Genomic DNA, 24,713 nt, shown 5'->3' with positions numbered 1-24,713 from the left:
ATAAGCCTGCTCAGCCTTGCCTTGAGCAGGCTTTACTGTGTATAAATGAATAAAAAATCACTCTCACTTTCGACGTCTAGCTCTTCATCAACCACCACGGCAGTGTCCATTTTTAACAAAAAACATAAAGGACACAAAACACGCGCCCCCTTATGGTTGCGCTTATTAGTTTTTGCGCTTACTGTACCCTTATTATTTCCCTTCTTGTACTTATTCTTGCGCTCTTATGATGTAGGGCTTAATCGTGCTATCGAATTAGTCTTTCGCGAGCGTGTGTGGATGTTGTTTAGCAACACCATGATTTTATTAGTAGTGGTCACGGGTTTATCTATCGTAATAGGGACAGTGGCCGCCTTTGCACTCGAACGCTATAAAATCTGGGGGGCACCTTTTTTTCGGGTTGCTGCTACTCTGCCCCTCTGTTTGCCCGCGAGTGTGACTAGTTATACCTGGATTAGCTTGAGTTTTAAATTTGAAGGGTTACCAGGGGCCTTATTAGTCATGACCATGGCCTCTGCCCCCCTGGCCTACTTGCCGATTGCCGCCGTCCTCAAACGCATGGATCGCTCGCTTGAAGAGGTCAGCTTATCGCTAGGCAAAAGCAATACTTACACCTTTTGGCATGTGATTTTTCCGCAACTCAAGCCCGCCTTAGGCAGTAGTTTTTTGCTGATTGCTTTACATATGTTGATTGAATTCGGGGCGGTTTCTATTCTCAACTACAACACCTTTACGACGGCAATTTACCAAGAATATGACATGTCTTTTGACAATGCCAGCGCGGCCTTGTTGTCTTTGGTTCTGGTGGTTATGTGTTTAATCGTCGTGGGTTTTGAGTTGATCTTTCGCGGCAATGATTACCTCGCCCGTGAGGGTAAAGGTGTGGCAAGGCAGATGCCTCGGCGGGCGCTATCGCCGCTCAGTCACGCCTTGTATTTAGTGTTTTTTATTGTGCATGCTATCGTGGCGTTAGGCATACCAATCGCCACGCTAATTTATTGGTTGACTGTCGGTACTTCTTTCTCTGGTAATTTCCACCTCATGGAATTCATTAAATCCTTGGGCCTATCGCTAGGGGTCTCTGGGATGGGGGCATTTGTCTCCGTGCTCGTCGCTTTACCGCTGGTCTGGTGCGCCATCCGCTATCGGTCGACGCTGACGATTTGGATTGACCGTTTACCGTTTCTATTGCATGCCATGCCAGGCATTGTGATTGCTTTAGCGATTACTTATTTTACGATTCACTACGCGACGCCGGTTTATCAAACCTTTGTGCCCATGCTAATCGCCTATTTAATGCTGTATTTACCCATGGCACAAACCACTTTGCGTTCGTCTTTGAATTTAATTCCAGCCAACATAGAAAATGTCGGTAAATCGCTCGGGCGTTCAGACTTTTTTGTTTTCCGGACTCTGATTATTCCGGCGATTTTGCCAGGCCTCACCGCGGCGTTTGCACTGGTCTTTTTAAACTTGATGAAGGAATTGACCGCCACCTTAGTGCTCTCTCCGGTAGAACTACAAACGCTCTCCATCGCGGTTTGGGAGTACACCCTGGATATGCGTTATGCCGCGGTAGCCCCTTATGCGTGTGCCTTAATTGTATTTTCTGGAATTCCTGTTTATTTCTTACGTAAATATGGCTTTAAGTAATATGTCTCAACCACTGCTAAGCTTACAACACATCGGTCACGCTTTTGACGACCAGGTGGTTTTACAAGATATCAATCTCACTCTGCATGAAGGCGAGATTTTGTTTTTACTCGGGGCCTCAGGCTCGGGTAAAACCACTTTGCTAAGAATTATTGCCGGGTTTGAGCGTGCGGATGTCGGCCGCATGACCATCCGAGATCAATTAATCTTTGATGATGAACATTTCATGCCACCGCGTTTGCGCCAGTTAGGTTATGTACTGCAAGAAGGTGTGCTGTTCCCGCATATGAATGTGTATCGCAATATCGCTTACGGTTTAGGGGACGGTAAGGGTAAAGACCCTGCCGATCGTCACCGTATTGCCGAAGTCATGGAATTGACGGGGATTACTAATCTCGCCGATCGCATGCCGCACCAGATTTCTGGCGGTCAGCAACAACGTGTAGCCCTGGCTCGGGCCCTCGCACCTAAACCCAAAATCATGTTGCTTGATGAACCCTTTAGTGCTTTAGATGAGCATTTACGTGCGCAAATTCGTAATGATGTGATTGATATTTTGCGTCGCAGTGAATCCGCTGCCATTATTGTGACGCACGACCGTCATGAGGCCTTAAGCTGTGCCGACAAAATCGCTTTGCTGCAAAACTCTTATCTTGCACAATTTGATAGCCCGGCCAATATTTATGAGAATCCTTGCAATGTCGAGGTCGCCAGCTTTATTTGTGATCAAAGCCTATTGATCCCCGCGCGACTCAATGCTGATGGCTGTACAGCCAATTGTCATTTAGGTTCTGCCATTCCGACACGCTTACTCTGTGCACCGGAACCTTCAACCACGAAGGTGCAAGCGCCTCAATCTGAGGCTCAGGGGCAACTCTTAATCCGCTCTGATCAATTAGTGCCCATACTTGAGTCTGGCATCGAAGGTGATTTCACGGCACAAGTTGAGCGTATTACATTCCAGGGTGAAAGCTGCCAAGTACAGCTTAACACTGGGAATATGCAATTTTTAAGTAATATTCAGCATGCTCATCGCGTCTTAAACGTGGGTGATACCATTCCTCTAAAAATTGTGGGTTCGGCTTTATTCTATACTAGCGCTTAAGCATCGGTCTTTCTTTATTAAAAACCATGCAAGATAGATTTATCAGGGCTTAAAAACGTTAGATAGGCCGCTAGTACCTTTCGTGTCATTAGTGCCATTAGTGCCGTTTGTGACCTTAGTACCGCTAGTGCTCTGCGCAGGGCGCCAGCGGCTGCTATCGGGCAAAACGATGGCAATTCAATGCTCTGCAAAAAGCCTTCAAACGCTGACTAGATGGCTTTGGCCGAATCAAGAGCCACCTCCCCTCTCGTTAACTCGTACTGATGGACCTAACCACCTGATGCTTTTATAAGACATACTGCTGCCGTCTTATGGTGACCTATTATGTGTGGAGTTAAACGGCTAGTGATCTTTTTTGGATTCAACCCCGTACAAGCGCACCCGCCCTTTTTGTAAACGGATTTCAGTTTGCTGATGTTTGAGACGCACGTCTCGATCAAAGCCTAATTGATGGACATGGCGTAATTGTTTGAGCCACTCCTGCAAGCGTTTTTCTGAGGGCATTAATTGATGATGTAAGCTGAGCCAATAACGGATCACATTGACCTGCCGCGCTTCACTTAATTCACGCCAGGCCTTCAGCGAAAAGCTCAGATAATCTGTATCGGGCTCTAATTGTTGTAGATCGAGCACGGCTAATTCGTCGAGTAGACCCTGAGTTTCTTGCATGATGTGAGCAAAACGCGCCAACTGATGTGGCCACGTGGGCCATATTTTTTGTAAGACAGGGATCAGTTGCGTGCGAATCGCGCCACGCTTATATTGTTGATCCAAATTACTAGGATCTCGAATATATCGCCATCCCGTTAAGGTCTCCCAATGCTGTGCTAGGTCAATCAGGTAGTGACGTTCAATGTCCAACCAAGGTCGATAGTAGCGTAACGGCTCCGAACTGTGCTGTAGGCCTCGCTGCACTTGCATGCCGCTCATGCCTTTAACCCCAGCGCCTCTAAACAGACGGATCAGCAGATTTTCGGCATGATCTTGTAAATGGTGTGCCAGGAATATGGCTTCCACCTCATGCTCAGCGGCTAATCCTTGCAAGGCCTGATAACGCGCCTGACGTGCGGCCCCCTCCATACCTAAACCCGAATCCTGGTCGACCTTGACTTGTCGAGCCACGAATTTCAGCCCCAACTGATTGGCTAGCTGCTGGCAAGCGTCAAGCCAATCATCGGCCGCTGCCATCAAGCCATGATGGATATGAAACAGAATTAAAGACTTACTTGAAGATTGACAAAGATAGGCTAAGCACAACGCCAAGGCCAAGGAATCGGCGCCGCCACTAAAGGCCAACGCGACTCGTTGACACTTGATTTGTGCCAATAAAGAAGCAGGTCCTTGCATAAGCCGACCTGCTTCAGGAAACGATTGGAAAAGATGATTAAGATTTTTCGACCATACGGCCATAAGATTTGAGGCGCTCAAGACGGCGCTCTAATAATTCATCGATAGGCAAGTCAATCACTTTACGCATCGCGACGCTTAGAGACTTACGTAGATTTTTGACCATTTCTTGCATATCGCGATGAGCCCCACCTACAGGTTCGGGGACGATGTTATCGATGAGGTGGAATTCTTTAAGGCGATTAGCCGTCAAGGCTAAGGCTTCGGCAGCAACGGCCGCTTTATCGGCACTACGCCACAAGATAGAGGCGCAACCCTCTGGGGAAATCACACTATAAGTCGAATATTGCAACATCTGCACTACATCGGCCACGGCAATGGCTAAGGCACCACCTGAGCCGCCTTCACCAATCACGGTAGCAATAATTGGAACTCTGAGTTCAGCCATGGCGTAAATATTGTGGCCAATGGCTTCGGACTGACCACGCTCTTCGGCCCCAATCCCAGGATAAGCCCCTGGCGTATCGATAAAGGTAAACACTGGTAAACCGAATTTTTCGGCAAGACGCATAATTCGTAAGGCCTTGCGATAGCCTTCGGGGCGTGGCATACCAAAATTTCTGAGGGCGCGCTCTTTGGTGTTACGGCCTTTTTGGTGGCCAATCACAACGCAAGGCTTACCATTAAATCGGGCTAGACCGCCCACAATAGATTGATCGTCCGCATACATACGATCGCCATGTAGCTCATGAAAATCCGTAAAAATGCTGTCGATATAATCGAGGGTATAAGGACGTTGGGGGTGGCGCGCCACATTGGCCGTTTGCCATGGCGTTAATTTGCTGAAGATACTTTTAGTTAGGGCTTGACTTTTTTCTTGTAGGCGCTCTATCTCGTCCGAGATATCTATCGCTGAGTCCCCTGAAACCATTCGTAATTGCTCGATCTTTTGTTCGAGCTCACCAATGGGTTCTTCAAAATCTAAATAAATGTTCTTTGTTGCCATTAGTAGGTTTTCCTAGGCATTCTGGTTTAGCTTAAGGTTTGTGGTAGCTGATGAGAACTCGTACGGATCTCAAGTGACGCTGACGAATTAGGGTCTTAACCCAAATAGCGTAAATAACGTCAATAAAGTCTACAAAGACTCGTGACTAGCACTACCACGCAATCGCTCAAAACGCTAGCAAAGCACGCCGTACGCACTCGCACCACGTGCAGCGCTAAGCTTGCTGACGCATGATTTTAACATTTACATGCATTTTACGTGATTTTTTTACATTAACGGCAAATCTTGGACTTTTTGCTCGTATTACTTAAAGTAATACCTTAAAGACGACGCCACTGCGTGACACCTCCAGCCTTGTCTTCAAGCTCAATGCCAGCCTCCTTAAGCGTTTGACGAATCTGGTCGGCGCTAGCAAAGTCCTTGGCTTTTTTGGCCTCCAAACGCTGCGTAATCAAGGCCTCAATCTCAGTGTCGGTCAGTTCTTGGCTAACCTGACTGGCGGACTTAGTATAGCGACTAGGCGTTTTAAAGTAATCGTCTGGGTTTTGTAATAACAAGCCCAATACATTGGCATACGCGCGCATTTGTGAAGCAATACCGATGTCTTTTTGGCGATTGGCGTGATTGGCCATTTCGAAGAGCACGGAGATGGCCAACGCGGTATTAAAGTCGTCATCCATGGCGTGCCTAAAGTCCGAACCAAAATCACTTAACCAGTCTGGCTCGACTTCCTCGAAGCCGATGATTTTGAGGGTTTGATACAAGCGATCCAAAGCCACTTGAGCGTCGTTGAGGTTTTCTGGTGTGAAGTTTTGTGGGCTGCGATAGTGATTACGCACAATAAAGAAGCGTAGCATTTCGGCTTCGCGCGGGTTGTGACGATACTCTGCTTGGTTGCTTGAGCAGTCGATACCGACAATTTGCCGAATGGTCAAAAAATTACCTAAGGATTTGGACATTTTGTCGTTATTGACCATCAGAGGGCCGCAATGCATCCAAACATGTGCCAATTCTTCGTCGTATGCCCCCTCAGATTGGGCGATTTCGTTTTCGTGGTGAGGAAATTTGAGATCAGGGCCACCACCGTGAATATCTATCGGCATCCCGAGAATCTCTTTGCTCATGGCCGAACATTCTAAATGCCAACCAGGGCGTCCCAACCCATAAGGAGACTGCCATTTGGAGTCTTGCGGCTCTTCATCTTTGGCCGCTTTCCAAAGCACAAAATCGAGGGGATCACGTTTGTCCTCAGTTACCGCGATGCGCTCGCCCGCCCGCATATCGTCTAGGGATCGACCGGACAACTTGCCGTAGTTCGGAAATTTGCGTACGGCGTAATGCACGTCGCCATTCGTGCTCTGGTAGGCTAAGCCCTTGTCTTCTAGGGCTTTGATGAGACCGATCATGGCCGTAATATGCTGTGTTGCACGCGGTTCGTGATCGGGTGGTTCCACCGCCAACGCTTTCTCGTCGGCGTGCATAGCGGCCGTATAAAAGTCGGTGACTTTTTGGAGTGGCAAGTGCTGTGAGACGGCTTTGCGGATGATTTTGTCGTCAATATCAGTGATATTACGAACATAGGTGACTTGGTAGCCTTTTTGTTTGAACCAACGCTGCACCACATCAAAGCTTACCAACATACGTGCATGACCAAGGTGACAATAGTCATATACAGTCATACCACAGACGTACATGCGCACTTGGTTGGCTTGGATAGGAACGAATGCTTCTTTGCTGCGCGTTAGGCTATTATAAATCTGCATAAAAACTAAACTAAGGCTACAATGTTAAAACCTTTATTATACCTTTCAGACACCCAAAATATTCACTACGCCAGAGAAAATTATTGAGGATTTACAAACTGTGAACGTTAAATCTTTATTATGCGGTATGAGTGTGCTCGCTTGCCTGGCCGGGCAACCCGCTTATGCGCAATTTGCCAACCAACCCAATCAAGAATTACCGGATGCTCAGCTCGGCAATTATTCTAACGATGAGTATGTTCCCCTTGCGAGTGTGCCCATCAACGCGCACGAAGGCTGGCAAGGCTTAGCTGATCTTTTACATAAACTAGAACCCTCCGTCGACACCTCTATTCCAGAGAGTCGCAGCGAAGCCGCAATACGTATTAGCGGTATCATTAACTCTGGTCGCTACGATCAAGCCTTGGCCGAAATCGCCAAACTCCAAAAGCAAGACGCTTATCTCTTAGAACCTAGCACGGACGTGCAGTTATTATTCCTCAAAGCTCGCGCCTTGGCTGGCAAAAAAGACCTCGCTGGCGCCGAAAAGGCCTACACGGATATGACGTTTAAATATCCTGAGCTGGCTGAGCCTTGGAATAATCTAGGTGTTCTCCAAATGCAAAACGGCCTGGTTGATAAGGCCTATGAGTCGCTCAAAATGGCCGTGACTATTCGACCAAATTACGGTACGGCCAACAAGAATTTAGGGTTACTACATTTAGTGTTAGCGCAACAAGCGTTTAGCCAAGCACAGGCGGCAGGTATCAATACCGAGGGTCAACGCAAGGCGATTAACTATATTCTTTCGGGAGGAAAATAAGTGTTAAAATCCAAAATTGTCCCCACTGCTTTATTCAGTGCAACATGTTTTATGTTTGCGGCTTCAGCGCAAGCACAAACCTTAACTCATCAATCAACACAGGATTCACACATGAGCAATCAACCTCAAGTTAAATTAAGCACCAATTATGGTGATATCGTTTTACAACTAGACGGCGAACATGCACCTGTCACGACCGAAAACTTCATCTCTTATGTCAAAGACGGTTTTTATGACAACACCTTATTCCATCGTGTAATCCCGCGTTTTATGATCCAAGGCGGTGGCATGGAACCTGGTATGCAAGAGAAAAAAACCAAAGCCCCTATCAAAAACGAAGCCGATAATGGCCTCAAAAATGAGAAGTACACCGTCGCTATGGCTCGTACTTCTGACCCTCATTCCGCTTCTTCACAATTCTTTATCAACACCAATAATAATGACTTCCTTAACTTCAAAGCCCCTAGTGGTCAAGGTTGGGGTTATGCCGTGTTTGGCAAAGTCATTAGCGGTACTGATGTGGTCGACAAAATCGAAAAAGTGCAAACGGGTTCTCGCGGCTTTCACCAAGACGTCCCTAAAGACGATGTCGTCATAGAAAAAGCAGAAATTGTTGAATAAGCAAGACTTATCGCAGTTTTCTCTCAACGGCACGGTCTGGATCACCTCAGATATTCATCTGGGGCCTCATATTCCATTGACCTGCCGTTTTTTTTATGAGTTTCTCGCCAAGGCCCAACAAGGCTGCGATCATTTAATTCTCAATGGCGATATTTTTAATGCTTGGGTTGGTGATGATCTGGCCACGCATGACCCTGAGCCCTGGCTACAAGAGGCCATTAAACAGCTGCAAGCCTTCTCGCAGCACAAGCCCTTGTATCTAGTGCGCGGCAATCGTGATTTTTTCTTGGGTAAGCAATTAGCCAATCTAGTCAATGGCAAACTCATGCCCGATCGCTTCGTGCTTATTAACAGCCAGCAAAAATTCCTCATCAGTCATGGCGACGAGTATTGCACCGATGACAAAGGCTATATGTTTTTTAGAGGTTTTAGTCGTATCGCATGGTTGCAAAAGCTTTTCTTGTGTTTGCCATTGAGTTTCAGAAAAAAAATTGGTCAGCGTGTGCGAGCTCGCAGTCAAAAAAAATACCAACGGCTCAGTCATAGCCAGGTGCTCATCAATCGTGGCGATGTTTCAGAGACGGCAATTCGAGACACCTTACGGGCGCACCCAGATATCCCCTGGCTGGTGCATGGCCATACCCATCGCCCGCATGTTCATCACTACCAGATGAATGCTTGCCATTATGAGCGCTGGGTTAACAGTGATTGGGAGCTAGATCACCCCCCTTATCGCGCCGATTATTTTGAAATAAAAAAAGGCGTCATCCGACGCCATGATTTACTTGAATAAGTACCCCTAGAACGAAAGATTATTGCCCTTTAAAATGCGGCGCTCGTTTTTCGAGGAAGGCAGCCACGCCTTCTTTGAAATCGGCTGAGTAACCAACCTCTCGCTGAATATCGGCTTCAAAGTCTATTTGTTCGTCTAGTGAGTTATTGACACCTTGACGCATGAGACGTTTAATACCGCGCAAAGCCAACGGTGCGGTTTGTGATAGTTGCTGCGCCACGGCTTGGATGGTGGACTCTATGGCATCGTCTGCAATTACCTTATAGATTAAGCCCATGCGCTCAGCCTCTGGGGCAGATAATTTATCGGCCAACATGGCCAATGCCATGGCTTTGGGTAAGCCAACGCTATTGATCAAAAAATAACTCGAACCCGCATCAGGAACCAGGCCAATTTTAGCGAAGGCTTGTAAAAAATAAGCCGATTGCGTCGCAAACACGATGTCTGCGGCTAAGGCTAAGCTCATGCCCGCTCCAGCGCAAGCGCCTTGCACTACAGAAATCACTGGACAATGTAAACGCGCCAAGCGTGTGATTAAGGGCTTGTAGTATTTTTGGATAGTCAAACTCAGATCACGCGGCGCATCGCTGTCATGCAAAATGCGTTCACTCAAATCCTGACCGGCACAAAAGGCTTTACCGTTAGCACTTATAATTAAAGCGCGAATCTGCTTTTGGGGTTCGATCTCTGTGAGTACAGCTTGCAGCTCCTCATGCATGGTGGCGTTGAGACTATTGGCTTTTTCGGGGCGATTCAGAACTAAATAAGCGATATTGTCTTGGACCTTAAATTGAATGGTGCTGAAGTGATGCGCTGTCATATTGTCTCCTAACTGTAAATTTACCGTCTCTGCTAGGGTTAAACCCTAGTCACTACCATAGCCATTAAGATATCGGCGGATGATGCTAAGATAAATTAATTATGCCTTTATATTGTCAGCACTTGCCATAGGGATAATAACTAAGTTTGGCTAGTGTTTATGCAGACGCTACTAAACCTTTATACGAGTAGTTATGCCAGTAGCTATGCCAGCATTTCGCTAGCTATAGCCAGCATTTATATCTGTTTTTGTAGCCCTTTATGCGGGTCTTACTCTGGCATTAATCAGGTATTAATCTGGTATTAGTGTGGTATTACAGGCATTAACCGAATATTCATGTAAATCCTCATCGGGCATTGAAGACTTATATTGGCTCATTTTGACTAATCATTATTATGAACACACGTAATTTACCTTTACATGGCATCAAGGTACTGGATCTCACACGCGTGCTTGCGGGGCCTTGGTGTACACAGTATTTAGCCGATTTAGGTGCTGATGTCATCAAAATAGAACACCCTAGCCGTGGCGATGATACGCGTGCATGGGCGCCGCCCTATCTCAAGGACGAATACGGCAAAGACACCAGCGAAGCGGCCTATTACCTCAGCGCTAATCGCAATAAACGCTCGGTGGCGGTGGATTTAGCCAGCGAACGTGGTCAGCGCATTATTATCGAGTTGGCCAAGCAATGCGATGTCTTCATAGAAAACTTCAAAGTGGGCGGTCTCAAAAAATACGGTCTCGACTACAATAGTCTCAAGCAACATAACCCCCGTTTGATTTACTGCTCCATTACGGGTTTTGGCCAAGATGGCCCGATGGCCCATGAGCCGGGTTATGACTTTATTTTGCAGGGCATGGCAGGCTTTATGAGTATTACGGGTGAGCGCGATGGCTTACCGGGGGCAGGCTCCCAAAAAGCAGGGGTCGCTGTGATTGATTTATTTACAGGTATGAATTCCGTAGTTGCCATTCTCGCGGCACTGCACGAACGCCATCACAGTCAGTTAGGCCAATATATTGATATGGCGCTGCTTGACTGTGGGGTCGCGCTTTTAGCTAACCAAAACATGAATTACCTAACCAGCGGCACTATTCCGCAACGGGCGGGCAATGCTCACCAAAATATCGTACCGTATCAAGTATTCCCGACGTCCAATGGCCATATTATTATTACCGCCGGCAACGATGGTCAGTTCAAAAAACTTGCAGATGTATTAGGGCATCCCGAATGGGCCGAAGATGCGCGATATCAGACTAACTCTGCGCGGCTAGCGCATCGTGACGAGATCGTCGGTTTAATCACTGCCATCACCTCGCTCAAACCATCTGAACACTGGCTTCACACTTTGGTGCAGGCCGGTATTCCTTGTGGTCCGATTAATAATCTCAAACAAGTGTTTGAAGACAAGCAAGTGCAACATCGGCAAATTCTTAAGCACCTTAAACACCCATTAGCCGGTCAAACGCCTAGTATTGCCAATCCTATTAAGTTTTCTGCCACTCCCCTACAGTACCAAAAAGCCCCACCTACACTGGGGCAACATACCCAGGAAGTGCTGCAAGAGTTTGGGCTCGAAGATTTACTTGACTAAAAAAAGCTCGCCAGATGGCGAGCTTTTTTGTGTGTTTTGGGGGTATTAGACGGCGGCAAAGCCAACCAATATAGCAATAAAAATCCCAAAAATAATACGATACCAACCAAATGGACGATACGAGTAGCGAGAGATAAATTTGAGGAGCCCTTTGACAAAGATTAGCGCACTAAAGAATGACACCACAAAACCTATGGCTACCATACTCAAATTGTCGCCAGACATCTCGTGACCGTGACGTAATAGGCTTAGCGTGGAGGCGCCTAACATCGTAGGAATGGCTAAAAAGAAGGAAAAGTCTGTGGCGGCACGACGAGGTACGCCGGCCAACATCCCGGCAATAATGGTTGAGCCAGAACGTGAGGTCCCTGGAATCATGGCTAGACATTGCGCTAACCCCACTACTAGGGCTTGCTTCCAAGAAATTTCATGAAGGCCACGTTCGACCTCTTCAGCCGTGTCTGGGCCAGGGGCGGGTTTAGCCATGCTAGGACGGCTCTCGACCCAAATCATGATGAGACCTCCCACAAATAATGTGATGGCATAGATCAACATGTTTTCTTTGGCGTTAAGCAAACTCTCTATGGCATGAATTAACAAATAGCCAATAATGGCAGCTGGCAAGAAGGCAATCAAAAGATTACGCACAAATAATAATTGGGTGCGATCCCCTTTGAAAAAACCACAAATAATATGCAGTAACTCTTGGCGATAAATCCAAATGACAGCAAAAATCGCCCCTAGCTGAATCACAATATCAAAGACAACACTATTGTCCATATCGAAGTTGAGCCAGTCACTGACGATAAGAATATGCGCCGTGCTAGACACAGGTAGGAACTCGGTAATACCTTCGACAATACCAATAACGACGGCCTTAAGTAAGTAAATAATATCCATACAAAAACTAGACTGGGTAAAACAAAAACTTATTCTTCGTTAAGAGCAAGCAACATCTGCGCAAAAATTTTGGGTGAGCCTGCGACGATATTACCGCTACTCATCCAACCTTGTTGACCAAGAAAATCTCCTACTAAACCACCGGCTTCGAGGACTAATAAACTACCTGCCGCGGTATCCCAGGCGTTCCGACGACGCGCGATATAACCATCTAGGCGACCCGCCGCCACATAGGCTAATTCCAGTGCCGTCGTGCCAATGCGACGATAACCGCTGCATTTTTGGATGACATTCGGGATGTTTTGCACAAACTCGGTTTTTTCTTGGGGGGCTAGCACCGTACCAGCAGCGATGAGCGCTTGATGCAAGTGGATGTTGTGAGTATTGACGCGAATACGACGGTTATTCAGAAAAGCGCCGCTGCCACGGGTGGCCGTAAAGATCTCGTTAGCATTGGGATCATAGATGACGGCCAAAATAATTTGAGTCTTGTGCGCCAATGCCAAAGAAATACTATAGCCCGGAAAGCCATGAATGAAATTTTTGGTGCCATCCAATGGATCAATCAACCATTTGTAATCGGATGAGCCAGTGCTTCCAGTTTCTTCGCCAATAATCGCGTGATCTGGATAGGCATCTAATAGGATTTGTTTGATCGCCTCTTCGGCCTCGTGATCAATATTCGTCACAAAGTCATTGGGGCCTTTTTGGGTCACGCTGACTTTTTCTAGGTCTAAACTGGCACGATTAATAATAGAGCCGGCCCGACGAGCTGCCTTAATGGCAATGGTTAGCATTGGGTGCATGGGTTTAACCTATTTCAAAACTGTTTAAAAACGTTTATTTTAAAATAACTAGGTTCATTTATCCTAGTAGATTTATAAAAATATACATATTGAGGTGATTGGTGCCAGTTTTTCAAGATTTTGCCGCGCGTTGTCGATTTATTATGACGCAACCCAGTCATCCGGGTAATGTCGGTTCCGCTTGTCGTGCCCTCAAAACCATGGGCTTTACACAACTTTGTTTGACAGCACCGCGCACGCCCAATATCTTAGTGCACGAGGATGCTATCGCCTTGGCTAAATCAGCCCAAGACGTTTTGCAGCAAACCCAAGTGCTTGACCGACTCGATGCCGCACTAGCGCCGGTGACATTGTCTTTTGCGCTGACCGCCCGACATCGTGACATGGGACCTACGGCACTGAATATTCGCCAGGCCGCTGAGTTGGCACAAGCGCATTTGACACAACACGAGCAGCACCAAGTCGCCATTGTGCTGGGTAATGAACGCAGCGGTCTCAGTAACCAGGAAGTTAGTCTTTGTCATTATATTTGTCATATCCCTGCCAATCCTGAGTACAGCTCACTGAATGTGGCCCAGGCCTTGCAATTGGCGGCTTGGGAGCTGCGTTATGCGCTGGCCGAATCGGCACCAGCGCCCGCGGCAGCAGAGCAGCCGCTATTGGCGACACAAGCGCAAACGGAGGCCCTATTAGCACACTGGCAAGAAGCCTTAGAAGCGATTGGTTTTTTGGATCCACAACACCCCAAAAAACTTATGTTACGCATGCGCTATTGGCTCACGCGTTCGCACATGAGCCAAGAAGAAAATCAAATGCTGCGCGGGGTTTGTAAGCAAATTATCCAGTCACAAAAAAAGCTTTGAGTGACCTCAAAGCTTTTTGGAAGTTTACAGGCTAGGGCTTGTCACTGGCTTGATTAGCGGCCACCACATGCGGCGCGCGATCTGGCGTTTGCTCTGGGCTCGCTGACGGCTTTGCCTCTTGATCCTGACCTTGTGGTGCCTTTGTTTGTGGCTTAGCCGCTGGATAATCTTGGTCTGCAGTAACAGAAGCTTGATTATCATCATCACGATCGTCGTCATTAACTTGCGCTCTAAGTGGTACTGGCAAAGCAAAGCCATTTTGCGTGAGCACCTGACGAATTTGCGCGCGGATTTGCTCTTGGGTGGCCCAAAAATCCTCGACATTGGTCCAAAGACGCATATTGACCACCACCACGCTATCTTTATAGTCACTCACAAAAGCGTAAGAAGTTGGTTCACTCAATATACGAGGATCTTTTTTGATCATCTCCTCAAGCACTTCAAGCACCTTCGTAATATCATCTTGATAAGAAACGGTGACCGCTAAATCCATACGACGGATTTTGTTGCGACTGTAATTGACAATCGTACTGTTCCAAATGCTACTGTTTGGCATCGTCATATAGACGCCATCGGCTTTTTTGAGACGAGTTAAAAAGAGATTGATCTCTTCGACCGTCCCTGAGACCGAGCCAATATCTACACTCTCGCCATTGCGAATCGGGCGCAAACACAACAACATAATACCGGCCGCGATATTTTGTAGGGTCCCTTGCAAAGCGAGACCAATGGCCACACCAGCGGCACCAATAATGGCCACAATACTCGTGGTTTGAATCCCTAAAATACCAAACGCCGTCAATAAGGTAACGATACGTACCGCCCACATTGCCGTATCTCTAAGCATTGGAATGACTGTCGGTTCGATCTTTTGGTTTCTATGGGCGATCTTTACTAGTAATTGGGCGGCTTTTTTGGAAAGCCACCAACCGACACATAACACCACAATGGCGATAGCTAAGGTAATACTAAAATTCACCAATCGGGAAGAGAAATCATGTGCCGTCACATGCTGCATATCCATGCTTATCCTCACTTCGTAAAAAATTGAAATTTAGTCTAACTTTAACAAAAAACACCTTATTATGAAATAATATTTGATAAATCGTAAATAAGCTTATTTTTGCTTTGTTAGAGAGGTCTCAGGAGTTCAGAATGCCGATGCGTGCCAAGACAGTGATTAGCCCGCCATTTACACCACAGCAAAGTTTTACTGATGCCGAAAAAGCTTACCAGCAACTGCTCGCTATTTATGAGCAACAATGCCAATTTATCACCGAGCATTTTCGGGCCTATGTCAAAAATGAACTCCCCAGTCATGTGCATGTACGTGGTTATTATCCGCAGATTCGTTTTCATCTAGAGCAACACCAGCTCGTCGATAGTCGCCTAGCCTATGGCTATGCGACGGAACCCGAGACCTACGTTACCACCGTGACGCGTCCCGAGTTATTCAAAAAATACTTAATCGAGCAAATGGGATTGCTTATCAAAAATCACGGTGTGGCGATTCAAGTCGGTTTGTCACAAACCGCCATTCCTTTACATTTTTGTTATTTCGATAAGCTTTCAGTGGCTGCACAAATCACAGAGTCACAGAACTTATTAATCCGTAATCATTTTGATGTACCTGATCTGACCATTATTGATGATGCGATTGTCAATGGTACATTGCGCTTAGCTCCCGGCGAGGATCACCCACTTGCGCCATTTACGGCGCCGCGTGTGGATTACTCTTTACAACGGCTCGAGCACTACACGGCCACCTTACCTGAACACTTCCAAAACTTTGTGATCTTTACTAATTACCAGTTTTACGTCGATGAGTTCTGCGCACTTTCTAAGCAATGGCTTGAAGACCCTGACTCTGGCTATACCGAGCTCGTCGAACCAGGTAATTTTGTGAGTCGCCAAGGCGCGATCAACCACCAAAAACCAACGCGTCTACCGCAAATGCCAAGCTACCATCTCAAACGTGCCGACAATAATGGCATCACCTTGGTCAATATTGGTGTTGGCCCCTCTAATGCCAAAACAATTACTGACCATATTGGTGTGTTGCGACCTTCGGCATGGATCATGCTTGGTCATTGTGCTGGCTTGCGCAATACTCAGCAACTGGGCGATTATGTCCTTGCCCATGGTTATGTGCGTGATGACCATGTCTTGGATGCTGACCTGCCCTTACATGTGCCACTACCTCCTTTGGCAGAGATTCAAGTCGCTCTCGAGAAAGCCGTCGAAGAAATTTCCGGCCTACAAAATTGGGAGCTCAAACGGATTATGCGCACAGGCACCGTCGCTAGCATTGATAATCGTAATTGGGAATTGTTGGACCAAAAAGACTTAGACCAACATTTATCACAATCGCGAGCCATTGGTCTTGATATGGAATCGGCGACGATTGCGGCCAATGGCTTTAGACTTCGGGTGCCTTATGGGACCTTATTGTGTGTCTCTGACAAACCTTTACATGGCGAACTTAAGCTACCTCGCATGGCCAATTCTTTTTATACTACGCAGATTAATCAACACCTACAAATCGGTTTGAGAGCCTTAGAGTTTTTACGCCAAATGCCCAGCGATCGTCTGTATTCTCGTAAACTTCGTAGCTTTATAGAAACCCCCTTCAAATAATTTGCATGTCCACTCGTTCCACATCAACAGAGAATCCTCCATCATCTGACCCCTTTGCGGGTCACACCCCTATGATGAAGCAATACCTGCAACTGAAACATGAAGCAGGTAATATTTTGCTGTTCTATCGCATGGGTGATTTTTATGAAATGTTTTTTGAGGACGCCATTTATACGGCTAAGCTCCTGAACCTAACCCTCACCAAGCGCGGCAGTTCAAACGGGGAACCTATTCCCATGGCCGGCGTTCCCGTGCATGCCATGGAACAATATTTGGCTCGTCTAGTGGCCATGGGGGAATCCGTCGCGATTTGTGAACAAATTGGGGATCCCGCCAGTACTAAAGGCCCTGTCGAGCGCAAAATTGTCCGCACCGTAACCCCAGGAACATTGACGGATGATGCACTCTTGCCCGCTCATAATGAGCGCCCACTCATGGCGGTTTATCTGCGCTCCAAAGGCCGCAAGTCCATCTATGGTCTAGCCTGGTTGAATCTTTCCAGTGGTGTTTTTAAAGTCTGTGAATGCGAGCCAGCACAATTGGATAGCGAGATTCATCGCATCGCGCCCGCCGAAATCGTCACAGCAGATGGTTTTTCGCTCGAAAAACCCTATCCGGCGGCGATGAGCAAAACCGCCGATTGGCATTTTGATTACCAAAGCAATCATGATTTTTTGTGTCAGCATTACCAGATAGCGTCTTTGGGGGGCTTTGGCTTAGATCATATGCCAGCGGCGGTATGCGCAGCAGGCGCGCTGCTCCGCTATGCAGAACATACGCAGACCCAATCGCTGTCTTATTTACAAGCCATTCAGGTTGATTATCCAGAGCAATATTTAGTGCTTGATCCAGTCACTCGACGCAATCTCGAGATTAGTGAGACTATTCAGGGAGATAAAGGCCCGACCCTATTTAATTTGCTCAATCATTGCAACACGCCCATGGGGGGGCGTTTATTGCGCCAATGGCTGCATCATCCCTTACGTGATACCGCAAGCGTGACCCAGCGTCAAAGCGCGGTGGCCGAATTATTTGCCTGTCAAGGCGCCGGTCAGACAGGTAGCAAGTTGCGTCAAAGTCTTAACAATATGGCAGATATTGAGCGCATTGCGACGCGCATTGCTCTTGCTTCTGTAAGGCCCAAAGAATTAGCTGCCCTCCGAGAGAGTCTGCAACAGTTGCCCGCCGTCAGGGCCCTTATCGAAGCGCAATTTAACGATAGCTCTGCCTTAATGCCTTTGCATCGTGCTCTACAACTCGAGGCGCCGCTGCTGGCGCTTTTACAAAATGCGCTAGCGGCCGAACCCAGCACGCTTGTCCGTGAAGGGGGTGTCATTGCCACGGGATTTGATGAGGAACTCGACGAGTTTCGTCAACTATCTCAAGCTAGCGGTGATTTTTTACTGCAAATGGAGCAAAAAGAGCGCCAAGAGACTGGCATTAGTAATTTGCGAATTGAATACAACCGCGTCCATGGTTTTTATATAGAGGTCAGCAAAAACCAGGCCGACAAAGCCCCTTTGCATTATCGACGCAAACAAACCCTCAAAAATGTTGAACGCTATATCACACCCGAACTGAAGAACTGGGAAGATAAAGTCTTATCCGCCAAAGATCGTTGTTTGAGTCGCGAAAAATATCTTTTTGAGCAACTGATTGAACAATTACAAACCTATGTATCCGCTTTATATGCATGCGCTCGGGCACTGGCGCAACTCGATGTTTTTGCGAGTTTAGCTTGGCATGCCTACAGCAACGACTGGGTCGCCCCACGCCTGAGTGATGAAGCGCAAATTCATATCACTCAAGGGCGTCACGCCATTGTCGAACGTAGCATAGAGCGCTTTACACCGAATGACTGTGATTTAAATACTGAGCGGCGTTTATTACTCATTACGGGCCCTAATATGGGTGGCAAATCTACCTATATGCGTCAAACAGCATTAATCGTCTTATTAGCACGTATGGGTAGTTTTGTGCCTGCCCAACAGGCACTGATTGGTGATATTGATCGGATTTTTACGCGGATTGGTGCGGCCGACGATTTAGCGGGTGGCCGTTCTACCTTTATGATGGAGATGACAGAAGCGGCCAGTATCTTGGCAGCGGCCAGTCCACATAGCTTGGTGTTGATGGATGAAGTCGGTCGCGGTACCTCCACCTATGATGGTCTAGCCTTAGCGTGGTCGATTGCCTGTCATTTGTTGCATCACAACCAAGCCCTAACACTGTTTGCAACTCACTATTTCGAAATTACTAAGCTCGCAGATCAAACTGCACATGCCGTTAATATTCATTTTAGTGCCGCCAAAACTGCTGGTAATATTGTATTTTTGCATGAGGTTCAAGAAGGTCCTGCCAGTCGTAGTTATGGCATTGAAGTGGCACAACGCGCGGGCATCCCGATGGCCGTCGTGCGTCAGGCACAGCGTGAATTAGAGCGCTTGGAACAACAAAATCAAGACCATCAACAACTGGATTTATTTGCTGAACCGAGTCATGCCATGTCAGACGCAGAGCTGGCCACCGCTAATGAGCCAGCCCCTGATCCTGAAGCGCTCGCCCTCAAACAAGCGTTGACGCAGATCGATCCTGATGAATTAAGTCCACGCCAGGCCTTGGATGCACTATATCACTTAAAGCAGCAGTTCACGGACAGGGATTCGTAATTAGTGATTGATATTTAAGAAAAAATAACAAATACAAGCATTCAGGCATTTGCTTTAGTAAGAGCAGAGTGTTATAACCAGCAAGGATAAAGGGCTCGCGCACACCCCTTATCCCAGGCTAATCACTAGCAACGCGATATTGTGCACACAAAAAAGGATGAGAGAAATGAGCAAGGATGTTAACCGCTTAAGTAAAGAACCTAGCCGCGATTACGCCGAAGATAATGCGTATTTCCCTTCCCCCTATTCTTTAAGTCAATATACAGCCCCGAAAACTGATTTTGACGGCGTTAAATTTAAAGATGCCTATAAAGGTGGCAAATGGAAAGTACTGATGATTGCTGCCGAAGAGCGTTATGTGCTTTTACAAAACGGTAAGTTTTTTTCTACCGGTAATCACCCTGTAGAAATGTTGTTACCCTTGCATCACTTAATGGAGGCGGGCTTTGATGTTGACGTCGCTACCCTCAGTGGCTACCCCGTCAAATTAGAATTATGGGCGATGCCACAAGAAGACCAAGCTGTGCAGTCTACCTACCAAAAATTACTCGCTAAGCTTAAACAACCTAAGGTCCTTGAGGACGTCATCAAAAACGATTTAGGTCCTGATTCTGATTACATTGCACTCTTTATTCCAGGTGGACATGCGGCAGTCGTGGGTATTTCCCATAGCAAAGCGGTTCAACAATCGCTCGATTGGGCCCTAGAAAATGACAAGCATATCATTACCTTATGCCATGGCCCAGCGGCCTTATTATCTGCAGGTCTGGATCGTCAAGAGTCACCCTTTAAGGGCTACTCTGTTTGCGTCTTCCCGGATGCCTTAGACGAAGGTGCTAACCTCGATATTGGTTATTTGCCAGGACGTTTGCAATGGTTAGTGGCTGACTTACTCACCCAACAAGGTCTCAAGGTGGTTAACGATAAAATGACAGGACAAACGCATAAAGACAGAAAACTCTTAACTGGCGATAGTCCTCTTGCTTCTAACGCGCTCGGTATATTGGCGGCCGAAGAACTGCTGAATGCCATCAAAGACTAACCACTGACCCGTAATCCTTAAGTACGAATGAATCTCGATAAAAAACTAGACCTGCTCGGTCAATACAGCCCGTGGCAATTTATGCAAGAAGTCTGGCAGCAAAAGCCTCTCTTGATTCGACAAGCCATTGCCAACTTTACACTGCCAATCAGTATTGATGAGCTGCAAGCCTTAGCGCAATCCGAGCAGGTAGAATCTAGACTCATTCGCCACCAAGAGCAGCAGTGGTTTTTACAAAAAGGTCCAATTCACTCTTGTCCAAGCATGAATGAGTCGAATTGGACCTTATTGGTGCAAAGCGTGGATCTACACCATGCTGCCGTGCAGCAACTGGCGCGATTATTTAGTTTTATTCCAGAGGCACGTTTTGATGATGTCATGATTAGCCTCGCGGCCGATGGCGGTGGTGTTGGCCCCCATTTTGATAGCTATGATGTGTTTTTGTTGCAAGCACATGGCAAACGGCATTGGCGTATTAGCCAGCAAGCAGACAAAACACTTATTCCTGGTCTGCCCTGCCGTATTTTGCAAAATTTTCAGCCCGAGCAAGCCTTTACGCTTGAGCCGGGCGATATGTTGTATCTACCCCCGCAATGTGCGCATGACGGGGTGGCGCTGGGCCCCGACTGCATCACGATCTCGATTGGGTTTAGAACCTTAAGTCTGGCGCAAATGGTGCGCGGTATTCTCGAGGCTGCCGCTGATCAAGTCAGTATTAATAACGGTTTAGGCATCGGTTTATATTCGGAACCTGCATTGAAAGGCATGCAGTTTGCGGGGGTTTACGAAGATCGCCATAGCGCGGCTACCAACCATAGCGCTGAACTGCCCCAAAGAATGATTGATACCGGTTTAGGATTAGTTAATGCGCTGCAATTTAGCGAGGATCTCGTGGCTCGCTACTTGGGTTGTTGGTTGACCGAGCCGAATCAATTGAGTGAATTTCAGATCGCCGCAGAACAAATCGAATTAGAGGATCTAAGTGACGACACGCTCCTCTGCTTGGACTTGCAATCACGCATGCTCTACAAAAACCAGGCATTATTCTTTAATGGCGAAGTGGTCGACATAGCGCTCAATCCAATACTTATAGAACTCGCCGATAACAGAGAAATTGCGGTCGCTAAATTACGTGACGCTGATGCTGACACCCAAAATCTCATCCTTCAAGCCTTAGATGACGGTTGGATGCAGATTAAGACTCAGTAACTTAAAAGCGCCACTTTCGTTTTTACCAAACATCACCTCATAAAAATACCCCCATACGCTTGTAAAGCGATGGGGGTGTTTGCAATGTAGGTAGGTTGTGGTCAGCTGTTGAGCTTAGTCTAGTGCATCCATCTATGCGTTTCCTAGACTCAGGCGATTCCGTGATGCGCCTGAAAGATCAAGTCACACAGGCAATGACTTATTCACCGCCTACCATGTTTTCTTCGGACACTTCATCGGGATCAGCATCACGCTCGTCCACGTCCTTTTCGACTTCATGCTCTTTTTGTTCTTCGCTTTGTTCTTTTTCAAATGGTTTTTGCGCTTGTGACATCACAGACTCCTTTTAAGTAGAGGGTTAAGCTACTAATATAGTGGCCTCGGATCCTTAAGGCAAGTGAAGTTACTTTTAAAAACGTAACATAAAATGCCAGATAGGACAATTTATTAGAATAAATGCACTAATAAGTCAATTAAGACGGCTAGCAAAAACACCGCAAAAATTTGCCGGATACGCTTAGTGGGTAAGATGTAAACCAGCTTTGCGCCCAGAGGGGCAAAAAGCATACTGGCAATAGAAATCCCCACAAAAGCGGGCAAATACACATAGCCTAGCGAATGCGCTGGCAACATTGGCTGATGCCAACCATTGAGAATGGCAAAAAAAGCACCTGACAAGGCTAAGACCACGCCCAAAGCGGAGGACGAGCCAATCGCTTGTTGCATGGTATGCCCTACTTTAGTTAGAAGAGGAACGGTAATAGTGCCGCCGCCAATACCGACAAAGCTAGACATAAAACCCACAATGGAACCAAAAAAGGTATAGCGCAGGCGACTGGCCTGCTGCACGCTTTGCTGCTCCGGGTGCCGAGCATTTGAGAGCATTTTAAATGCCGTGTAAGCCAAAAATACACAAAAAATCGCCTTAAGTGAGGTATTACTCAGATAACGAACCACCGTGCTGCCCAGCATGACTCCGATGATGCATCCAATCGCCATAAAGCCAACCACTCGCCACAAGATGGAGCCTTTTTTGTTGTGTGCATACACTGAGGATAAACCGGTCATGACGATCGTCGCAAAAGAGGTCCCCAGTGCGATTTTCATGTGTAGAGCTTCCGCCACACCATGCGAGGCTAAATAGTACAAGAGCACAGGCACGACGATCGCGCCACCGCCCACCCCTAGTAGGCCAGCAAGAATCCCTATGACAGCACCTGCGGCTAAAAACATTAAAATGGTGATCATCACTACTCGTATCTAGCCTGACTAATCTTCGAGCTTAACAATAGTGCCCTGCGCTACCGCACATAATTTACGCGTGTCGTTATTGATGGCATATATCTTCGTCTGAGTCACCGCTTGACGCTTGCCAGCTCCCAATACTGACGCCTCGGCAATGAGCGTCTGTCCAATGCCCGGGCGCAAAAAATTAATCTTAAATTCGGAGGTGATGACCTTGGGCCCCAGGGCAATGCCACCTGCAAAGGTGAGGCTAACATCTGCCAAGAAAGCCACGAGCCCCCCATGGGCAAAGCCAAAATGTTGTGTCACCTTATCAGTGACGGGAACGCTAAGGCTAACATGCTCTTCGGTGTAATCAAGCAATTCCGTTTCTAATAATTGCGAAAACGGTTGCTGTTTGAGGATCTCGCGAGCTTGCTCAAGACTTCTTAACATCTTTGCCCCCTTTATCCTCTGTTTGCGGCTCTTTTACGTCAGTTTGCGCGTCTGTGTTGGCCCCTTGCTTGTCTGTTTGCGGTTTGGGCGCGTACAACTCCGGATTACGTAGAATATGGCTATCGACCTGATTAATATCGGTATGACCACAAAAAGCCATAGAAATATCCAGTTCTTTTTGGATCAGTTCTAACGCTTTGTAGACTCCCTCTTGACCATAGGCTCCTAAACCATATAAATAAGGGCGACCGATAAGTACCCCTTGGGCACCTAGAGCGCGCGCACGCAAGACGTCTTGGCCCTGGCGAACACCACCATCAACCCAGATCTCTGTGTTGTGACCCGCTTGGCGCACCGCTTGAATAATTTCTGGCAACACTGAGATAGAGGACGGTGCCCCATCGAGTTGACGACCACCATGATTGGACACCACGATAGCATCCGCACCTATTTCGGCGGCTTTTATGGCGTCGTCGGTTTCCATAATGCCTTTGATGATGACCTTACCACCCCAATAATCCATGATTTCTTTGACAGAATCCCAATTGAGTTGGGGGTCAAATTGCTCAACGGTCCACGCTGATAAAGACCGCATATCACTGACATTGCTGGCATGGCCAACGATATTACCCATATAACGGCGCTTCGTTTTGCTCATCGCGAAGCACCATTCTGGCTTGGTGGCTAGGTTAAGGATATTTTTGAGGGTAGGCTTAGGCGGGGTACTTAAGCCATTTTTAATGTCTTTGTGACGTTGACCTAGAATTTGGAGATCTAGGGTAATCATAAGCGCACTGCAATTGGCCGCCTTGGCGCGATCAATCAAACGTCTGATAAAGTCCATATCGCGCATAACATACAATTGGAACCAAAACGGTTTATTGGTATGTTGGGCCACATCTTCGATGGAGCACACACTCATGGTCGATAAAATGAATGGCACCCCAAATTCCTCGGCGGCTTTGGCGCCTAGAATTTCACCGTCGGCATGCTGCATGCCGGCTAAGCCTGTTGGGGCAATCGCAACGGGCATGGCGACATCTTGACCAATCATTTGGGTGGCGACGGTGCGATTACTTAAATCGCGCGCGACTTTTTGTCTAAATAAAAGTTTACGAAAATCCTCTTGGTTAGCGCGAAAGGTACTTTCCGTATATGAGCCCGATTCACAATAATCCACAAACATGGTAGGGACTTTACGTAAATAAACCTGACGGAGATCTTCTATACATGTGATTTTGGATAAGTCTGACATAATGGGCTCTTATAGTTTTTAATGTTTACAAATTATCCCTTAATTAAAAACCCTTTAATGTGAAAATGCAATTAGGTGTTATTCTTAGTAAGGAAAATTATCCAGCTTTGAGAAGTCAGATTTAACAAAAAAAATCCCCCAAAG

22 protein-coding genes are annotated in these 24,713 nt (G+C 47.0%); 11 read left to right on the top strand and 11 right to left on the bottom strand.

Features of this window, described 5'->3' with window-relative positions; genetic code table 11:
* Nucleotides 1-45 precede the first annotated feature (45 nt).
* Both Q335_RS0106075 and Q335_RS0106070 read left to right on the top strand, forming a co-directional pair.
* Nucleotides 46-1,653, top strand: a complete 1,608-nt coding sequence (locus tag Q335_RS0106075; RefSeq protein WP_084493558.1) for an ABC transporter permease — start codon at nucleotides 46-48, stop codon at nucleotides 1,651-1,653.
* A gap of 1 nt (nucleotide 1,654) precedes the next feature.
* Complete coding sequence (locus Q335_RS0106070) at nucleotides 1,655-2,758, top strand: ABC transporter ATP-binding protein (RefSeq protein ID WP_051532334.1); 1,104 nt, start codon at nucleotides 1,655-1,657, stop codon at nucleotides 2,756-2,758.
* Between the two features lie 342 nt (nucleotides 2,759-3,100).
* Here Q335_RS0106070 and tilS read toward each other — a convergent pair whose 3' ends face one another.
* From tilS to cysS, 3 genes are all read right to left on the bottom strand, one after another.
* Complete coding sequence (gene tilS / locus Q335_RS09490; protein WP_051532333.1) at nucleotides 3,101-4,105, bottom strand: tRNA lysidine(34) synthetase TilS; 1,005 nt, start codon at nucleotides 4,103-4,105, stop codon at nucleotides 3,101-3,103.
* Nucleotides 4,106-4,142: 37 nt separating this feature from the next.
* Nucleotides 4,143-5,111, bottom strand: coding sequence for an acetyl-CoA carboxylase carboxyltransferase subunit alpha (locus tag Q335_RS0106060; protein WP_028357861.1), 969 nt, complete (start codon nucleotides 5,109-5,111; stop codon nucleotides 4,143-4,145).
* Nucleotides 5,112-5,431: 320 nt separating this feature from the next.
* On the bottom strand, nucleotides 5,432-6,874 hold the full coding sequence (gene cysS, locus Q335_RS0106055; RefSeq protein ID WP_028357860.1) for a cysteine--tRNA ligase: 1,443 nt from the start codon (nucleotides 6,872-6,874) through the stop codon (nucleotides 5,432-5,434).
* A 100-nt stretch (nucleotides 6,875-6,974) separates the two neighbouring features.
* Here cysS and Q335_RS09485 point away from each other — a divergent pair, with 100 nt between their 5' ends.
* The 3 genes from Q335_RS09485 to Q335_RS0106040 are packed head-to-tail and all read left to right on the top strand — an operon-like array spanning nucleotide 6,975 to nucleotide 9,090.
* Nucleotides 6,975-7,676, top strand: a complete 702-nt coding sequence (locus Q335_RS09485) for a tetratricopeptide repeat protein (protein WP_156929894.1) — start codon at nucleotides 6,975-6,977, stop codon at nucleotides 7,674-7,676.
* A 51-nt stretch (nucleotides 7,677-7,727) separates the two neighbouring features.
* Nucleotides 7,728-8,297 carry a peptidylprolyl isomerase gene (locus tag Q335_RS0106045; protein WP_425393512.1) on the top strand — a complete coding sequence of 190 codons (570 nt, stop codon included), beginning with the start codon at nucleotides 7,728-7,730 and terminating at the stop codon, nucleotides 8,295-8,297.
* Nucleotides 8,290-9,090 (top strand): UDP-2,3-diacylglucosamine diphosphatase, encoded by an 801-nt coding sequence (locus tag Q335_RS0106040; protein ID WP_038369439.1) that lies wholly within the window; start codon nucleotides 8,290-8,292, stop codon nucleotides 9,088-9,090. Before Q335_RS0106045 ends, Q335_RS0106040 begins: the two co-directional genes overlap by 8 nt.
* A gap of 19 nt (nucleotides 9,091-9,109) precedes the next feature.
* Here Q335_RS0106040 and Q335_RS0106035 read toward each other — a convergent pair whose 3' ends face one another.
* Nucleotides 9,110-9,910 carry an enoyl-CoA hydratase-related protein gene (locus tag Q335_RS0106035; RefSeq protein ID WP_028357857.1) on the bottom strand — a complete coding sequence of 267 codons (801 nt, stop codon included), beginning with the start codon at nucleotides 9,908-9,910 and terminating at the stop codon, nucleotides 9,110-9,112.
* Nucleotides 9,911-10,305: 395 nt separating this feature from the next.
* Here Q335_RS0106035 and Q335_RS0106030 point away from each other — a divergent pair, with 395 nt between their 5' ends.
* The gene (locus Q335_RS0106030) at nucleotides 10,306-11,508 is read left to right on the top strand and encodes a CaiB/BaiF CoA transferase family protein (protein ID WP_028357856.1); all 1,203 of its coding nucleotides are present in this window, start codon (nucleotides 10,306-10,308) and stop codon (nucleotides 11,506-11,508) included.
* 45 nt (nucleotides 11,509-11,553) lie between these two features.
* Here Q335_RS0106030 and Q335_RS0106025 read toward each other — a convergent pair whose 3' ends face one another.
* Entirely contained in the window at nucleotides 11,554-12,408 is an 855-nt protein-coding gene (locus Q335_RS0106025; RefSeq protein WP_028357855.1) for an undecaprenyl-diphosphate phosphatase, read from the bottom strand.
* A 29-nt stretch (nucleotides 12,409-12,437) separates the two neighbouring features.
* Complete coding sequence (locus Q335_RS0106020; protein ID WP_028357854.1) at nucleotides 12,438-13,214, bottom strand: inositol monophosphatase family protein; 777 nt, start codon at nucleotides 13,212-13,214, stop codon at nucleotides 12,438-12,440.
* 101 nt (nucleotides 13,215-13,315) lie between these two features.
* Here Q335_RS0106020 and Q335_RS0106015 point away from each other — a divergent pair, with 101 nt between their 5' ends.
* Nucleotides 13,316-14,077, top strand: coding sequence for an RNA methyltransferase (locus Q335_RS0106015; protein WP_038369438.1), 762 nt, complete (start codon nucleotides 13,316-13,318; stop codon nucleotides 14,075-14,077).
* Between the two features lie 31 nt (nucleotides 14,078-14,108).
* Here Q335_RS0106015 and Q335_RS09480 read toward each other — a convergent pair whose 3' ends face one another.
* Nucleotides 14,109-15,101, bottom strand: a complete 993-nt coding sequence (locus Q335_RS09480) for a mechanosensitive ion channel family protein (RefSeq protein WP_051532331.1) — start codon at nucleotides 15,099-15,101, stop codon at nucleotides 14,109-14,111.
* Between the two features lie 131 nt (nucleotides 15,102-15,232).
* Here Q335_RS09480 and Q335_RS0106005 point away from each other — a divergent pair, with 131 nt between their 5' ends.
* The 4 genes from Q335_RS0106005 (at nucleotide 15,233) to Q335_RS0105990 (ending at nucleotide 21,634) form a co-directional block, all read left to right on the top strand.
* Nucleotides 15,233-16,714 (top strand): AMP nucleosidase, encoded by a 1,482-nt coding sequence (locus Q335_RS0106005; protein WP_051532330.1) that lies wholly within the window; start codon nucleotides 15,233-15,235, stop codon nucleotides 16,712-16,714.
* 5 nt (nucleotides 16,715-16,719) lie between these two features.
* Entirely contained in the window at nucleotides 16,720-19,383 is a 2,664-nt protein-coding gene (gene mutS, locus Q335_RS0106000; RefSeq protein ID WP_156929893.1) for a DNA mismatch repair protein MutS, read from the top strand.
* Between the two features lie 166 nt (nucleotides 19,384-19,549).
* Nucleotides 19,550-20,425, top strand: a complete 876-nt coding sequence (gene hchA, locus Q335_RS0105995) for a glyoxalase III HchA (RefSeq protein ID WP_028357850.1) — start codon at nucleotides 19,550-19,552, stop codon at nucleotides 20,423-20,425.
* 27 nt (nucleotides 20,426-20,452) lie between these two features.
* The gene (locus tag Q335_RS0105990; RefSeq protein ID WP_028357849.1) at nucleotides 20,453-21,634 is read left to right on the top strand and encodes a cupin domain-containing protein; all 1,182 of its coding nucleotides are present in this window, start codon (nucleotides 20,453-20,455) and stop codon (nucleotides 21,632-21,634) included.
* Between the two features lie 199 nt (nucleotides 21,635-21,833).
* On the opposite strand, the gene Q335_RS10415 is transcribed toward Q335_RS0105990, so the two are convergent.
* The 4 genes from Q335_RS10415 to Q335_RS09475 all read right to left on the bottom strand — a co-directional run bounded on the left by Q335_RS10415 (nucleotide 21,834) and on the right by Q335_RS09475 (nucleotide 24,569).
* Complete coding sequence (locus Q335_RS10415; protein WP_281172903.1) at nucleotides 21,834-21,968, bottom strand: hypothetical protein; 135 nt, start codon at nucleotides 21,966-21,968, stop codon at nucleotides 21,834-21,836.
* Between the two features lie 113 nt (nucleotides 21,969-22,081).
* Nucleotides 22,082-22,882 (bottom strand): sulfite exporter TauE/SafE family protein, encoded by an 801-nt coding sequence (locus Q335_RS0105980; protein ID WP_028357848.1) that lies wholly within the window; start codon nucleotides 22,880-22,882, stop codon nucleotides 22,082-22,084.
* Between the two features lie 21 nt (nucleotides 22,883-22,903).
* A complete protein-coding gene (locus tag Q335_RS0105975) occupies nucleotides 22,904-23,314 on the bottom strand; it encodes a PaaI family thioesterase (protein WP_028357847.1) in 411 nt (136 codons plus the stop codon).
* Nucleotides 23,298-24,569, bottom strand: a complete 1,272-nt coding sequence (locus tag Q335_RS09475; RefSeq protein ID WP_084493556.1) for an alpha-hydroxy acid oxidase — start codon at nucleotides 24,567-24,569, stop codon at nucleotides 23,298-23,300. The genes Q335_RS0105975 and Q335_RS09475 overlap by 17 nt, the downstream gene beginning before the upstream one ends.
* Nucleotides 24,570-24,713 lie beyond the last annotated feature (144 nt).

Source organism: Brackiella oedipodis DSM 13743, from assembly GCF_000621025.1.
In the GTDB taxonomy this organism is placed as follows: Bacteria; Pseudomonadota; Gammaproteobacteria; order Burkholderiales; family Burkholderiaceae_B; genus Oligella; species Oligella oedipodis.
This window is presented reverse-complemented; position numbering and strand designations above follow the sequence as displayed.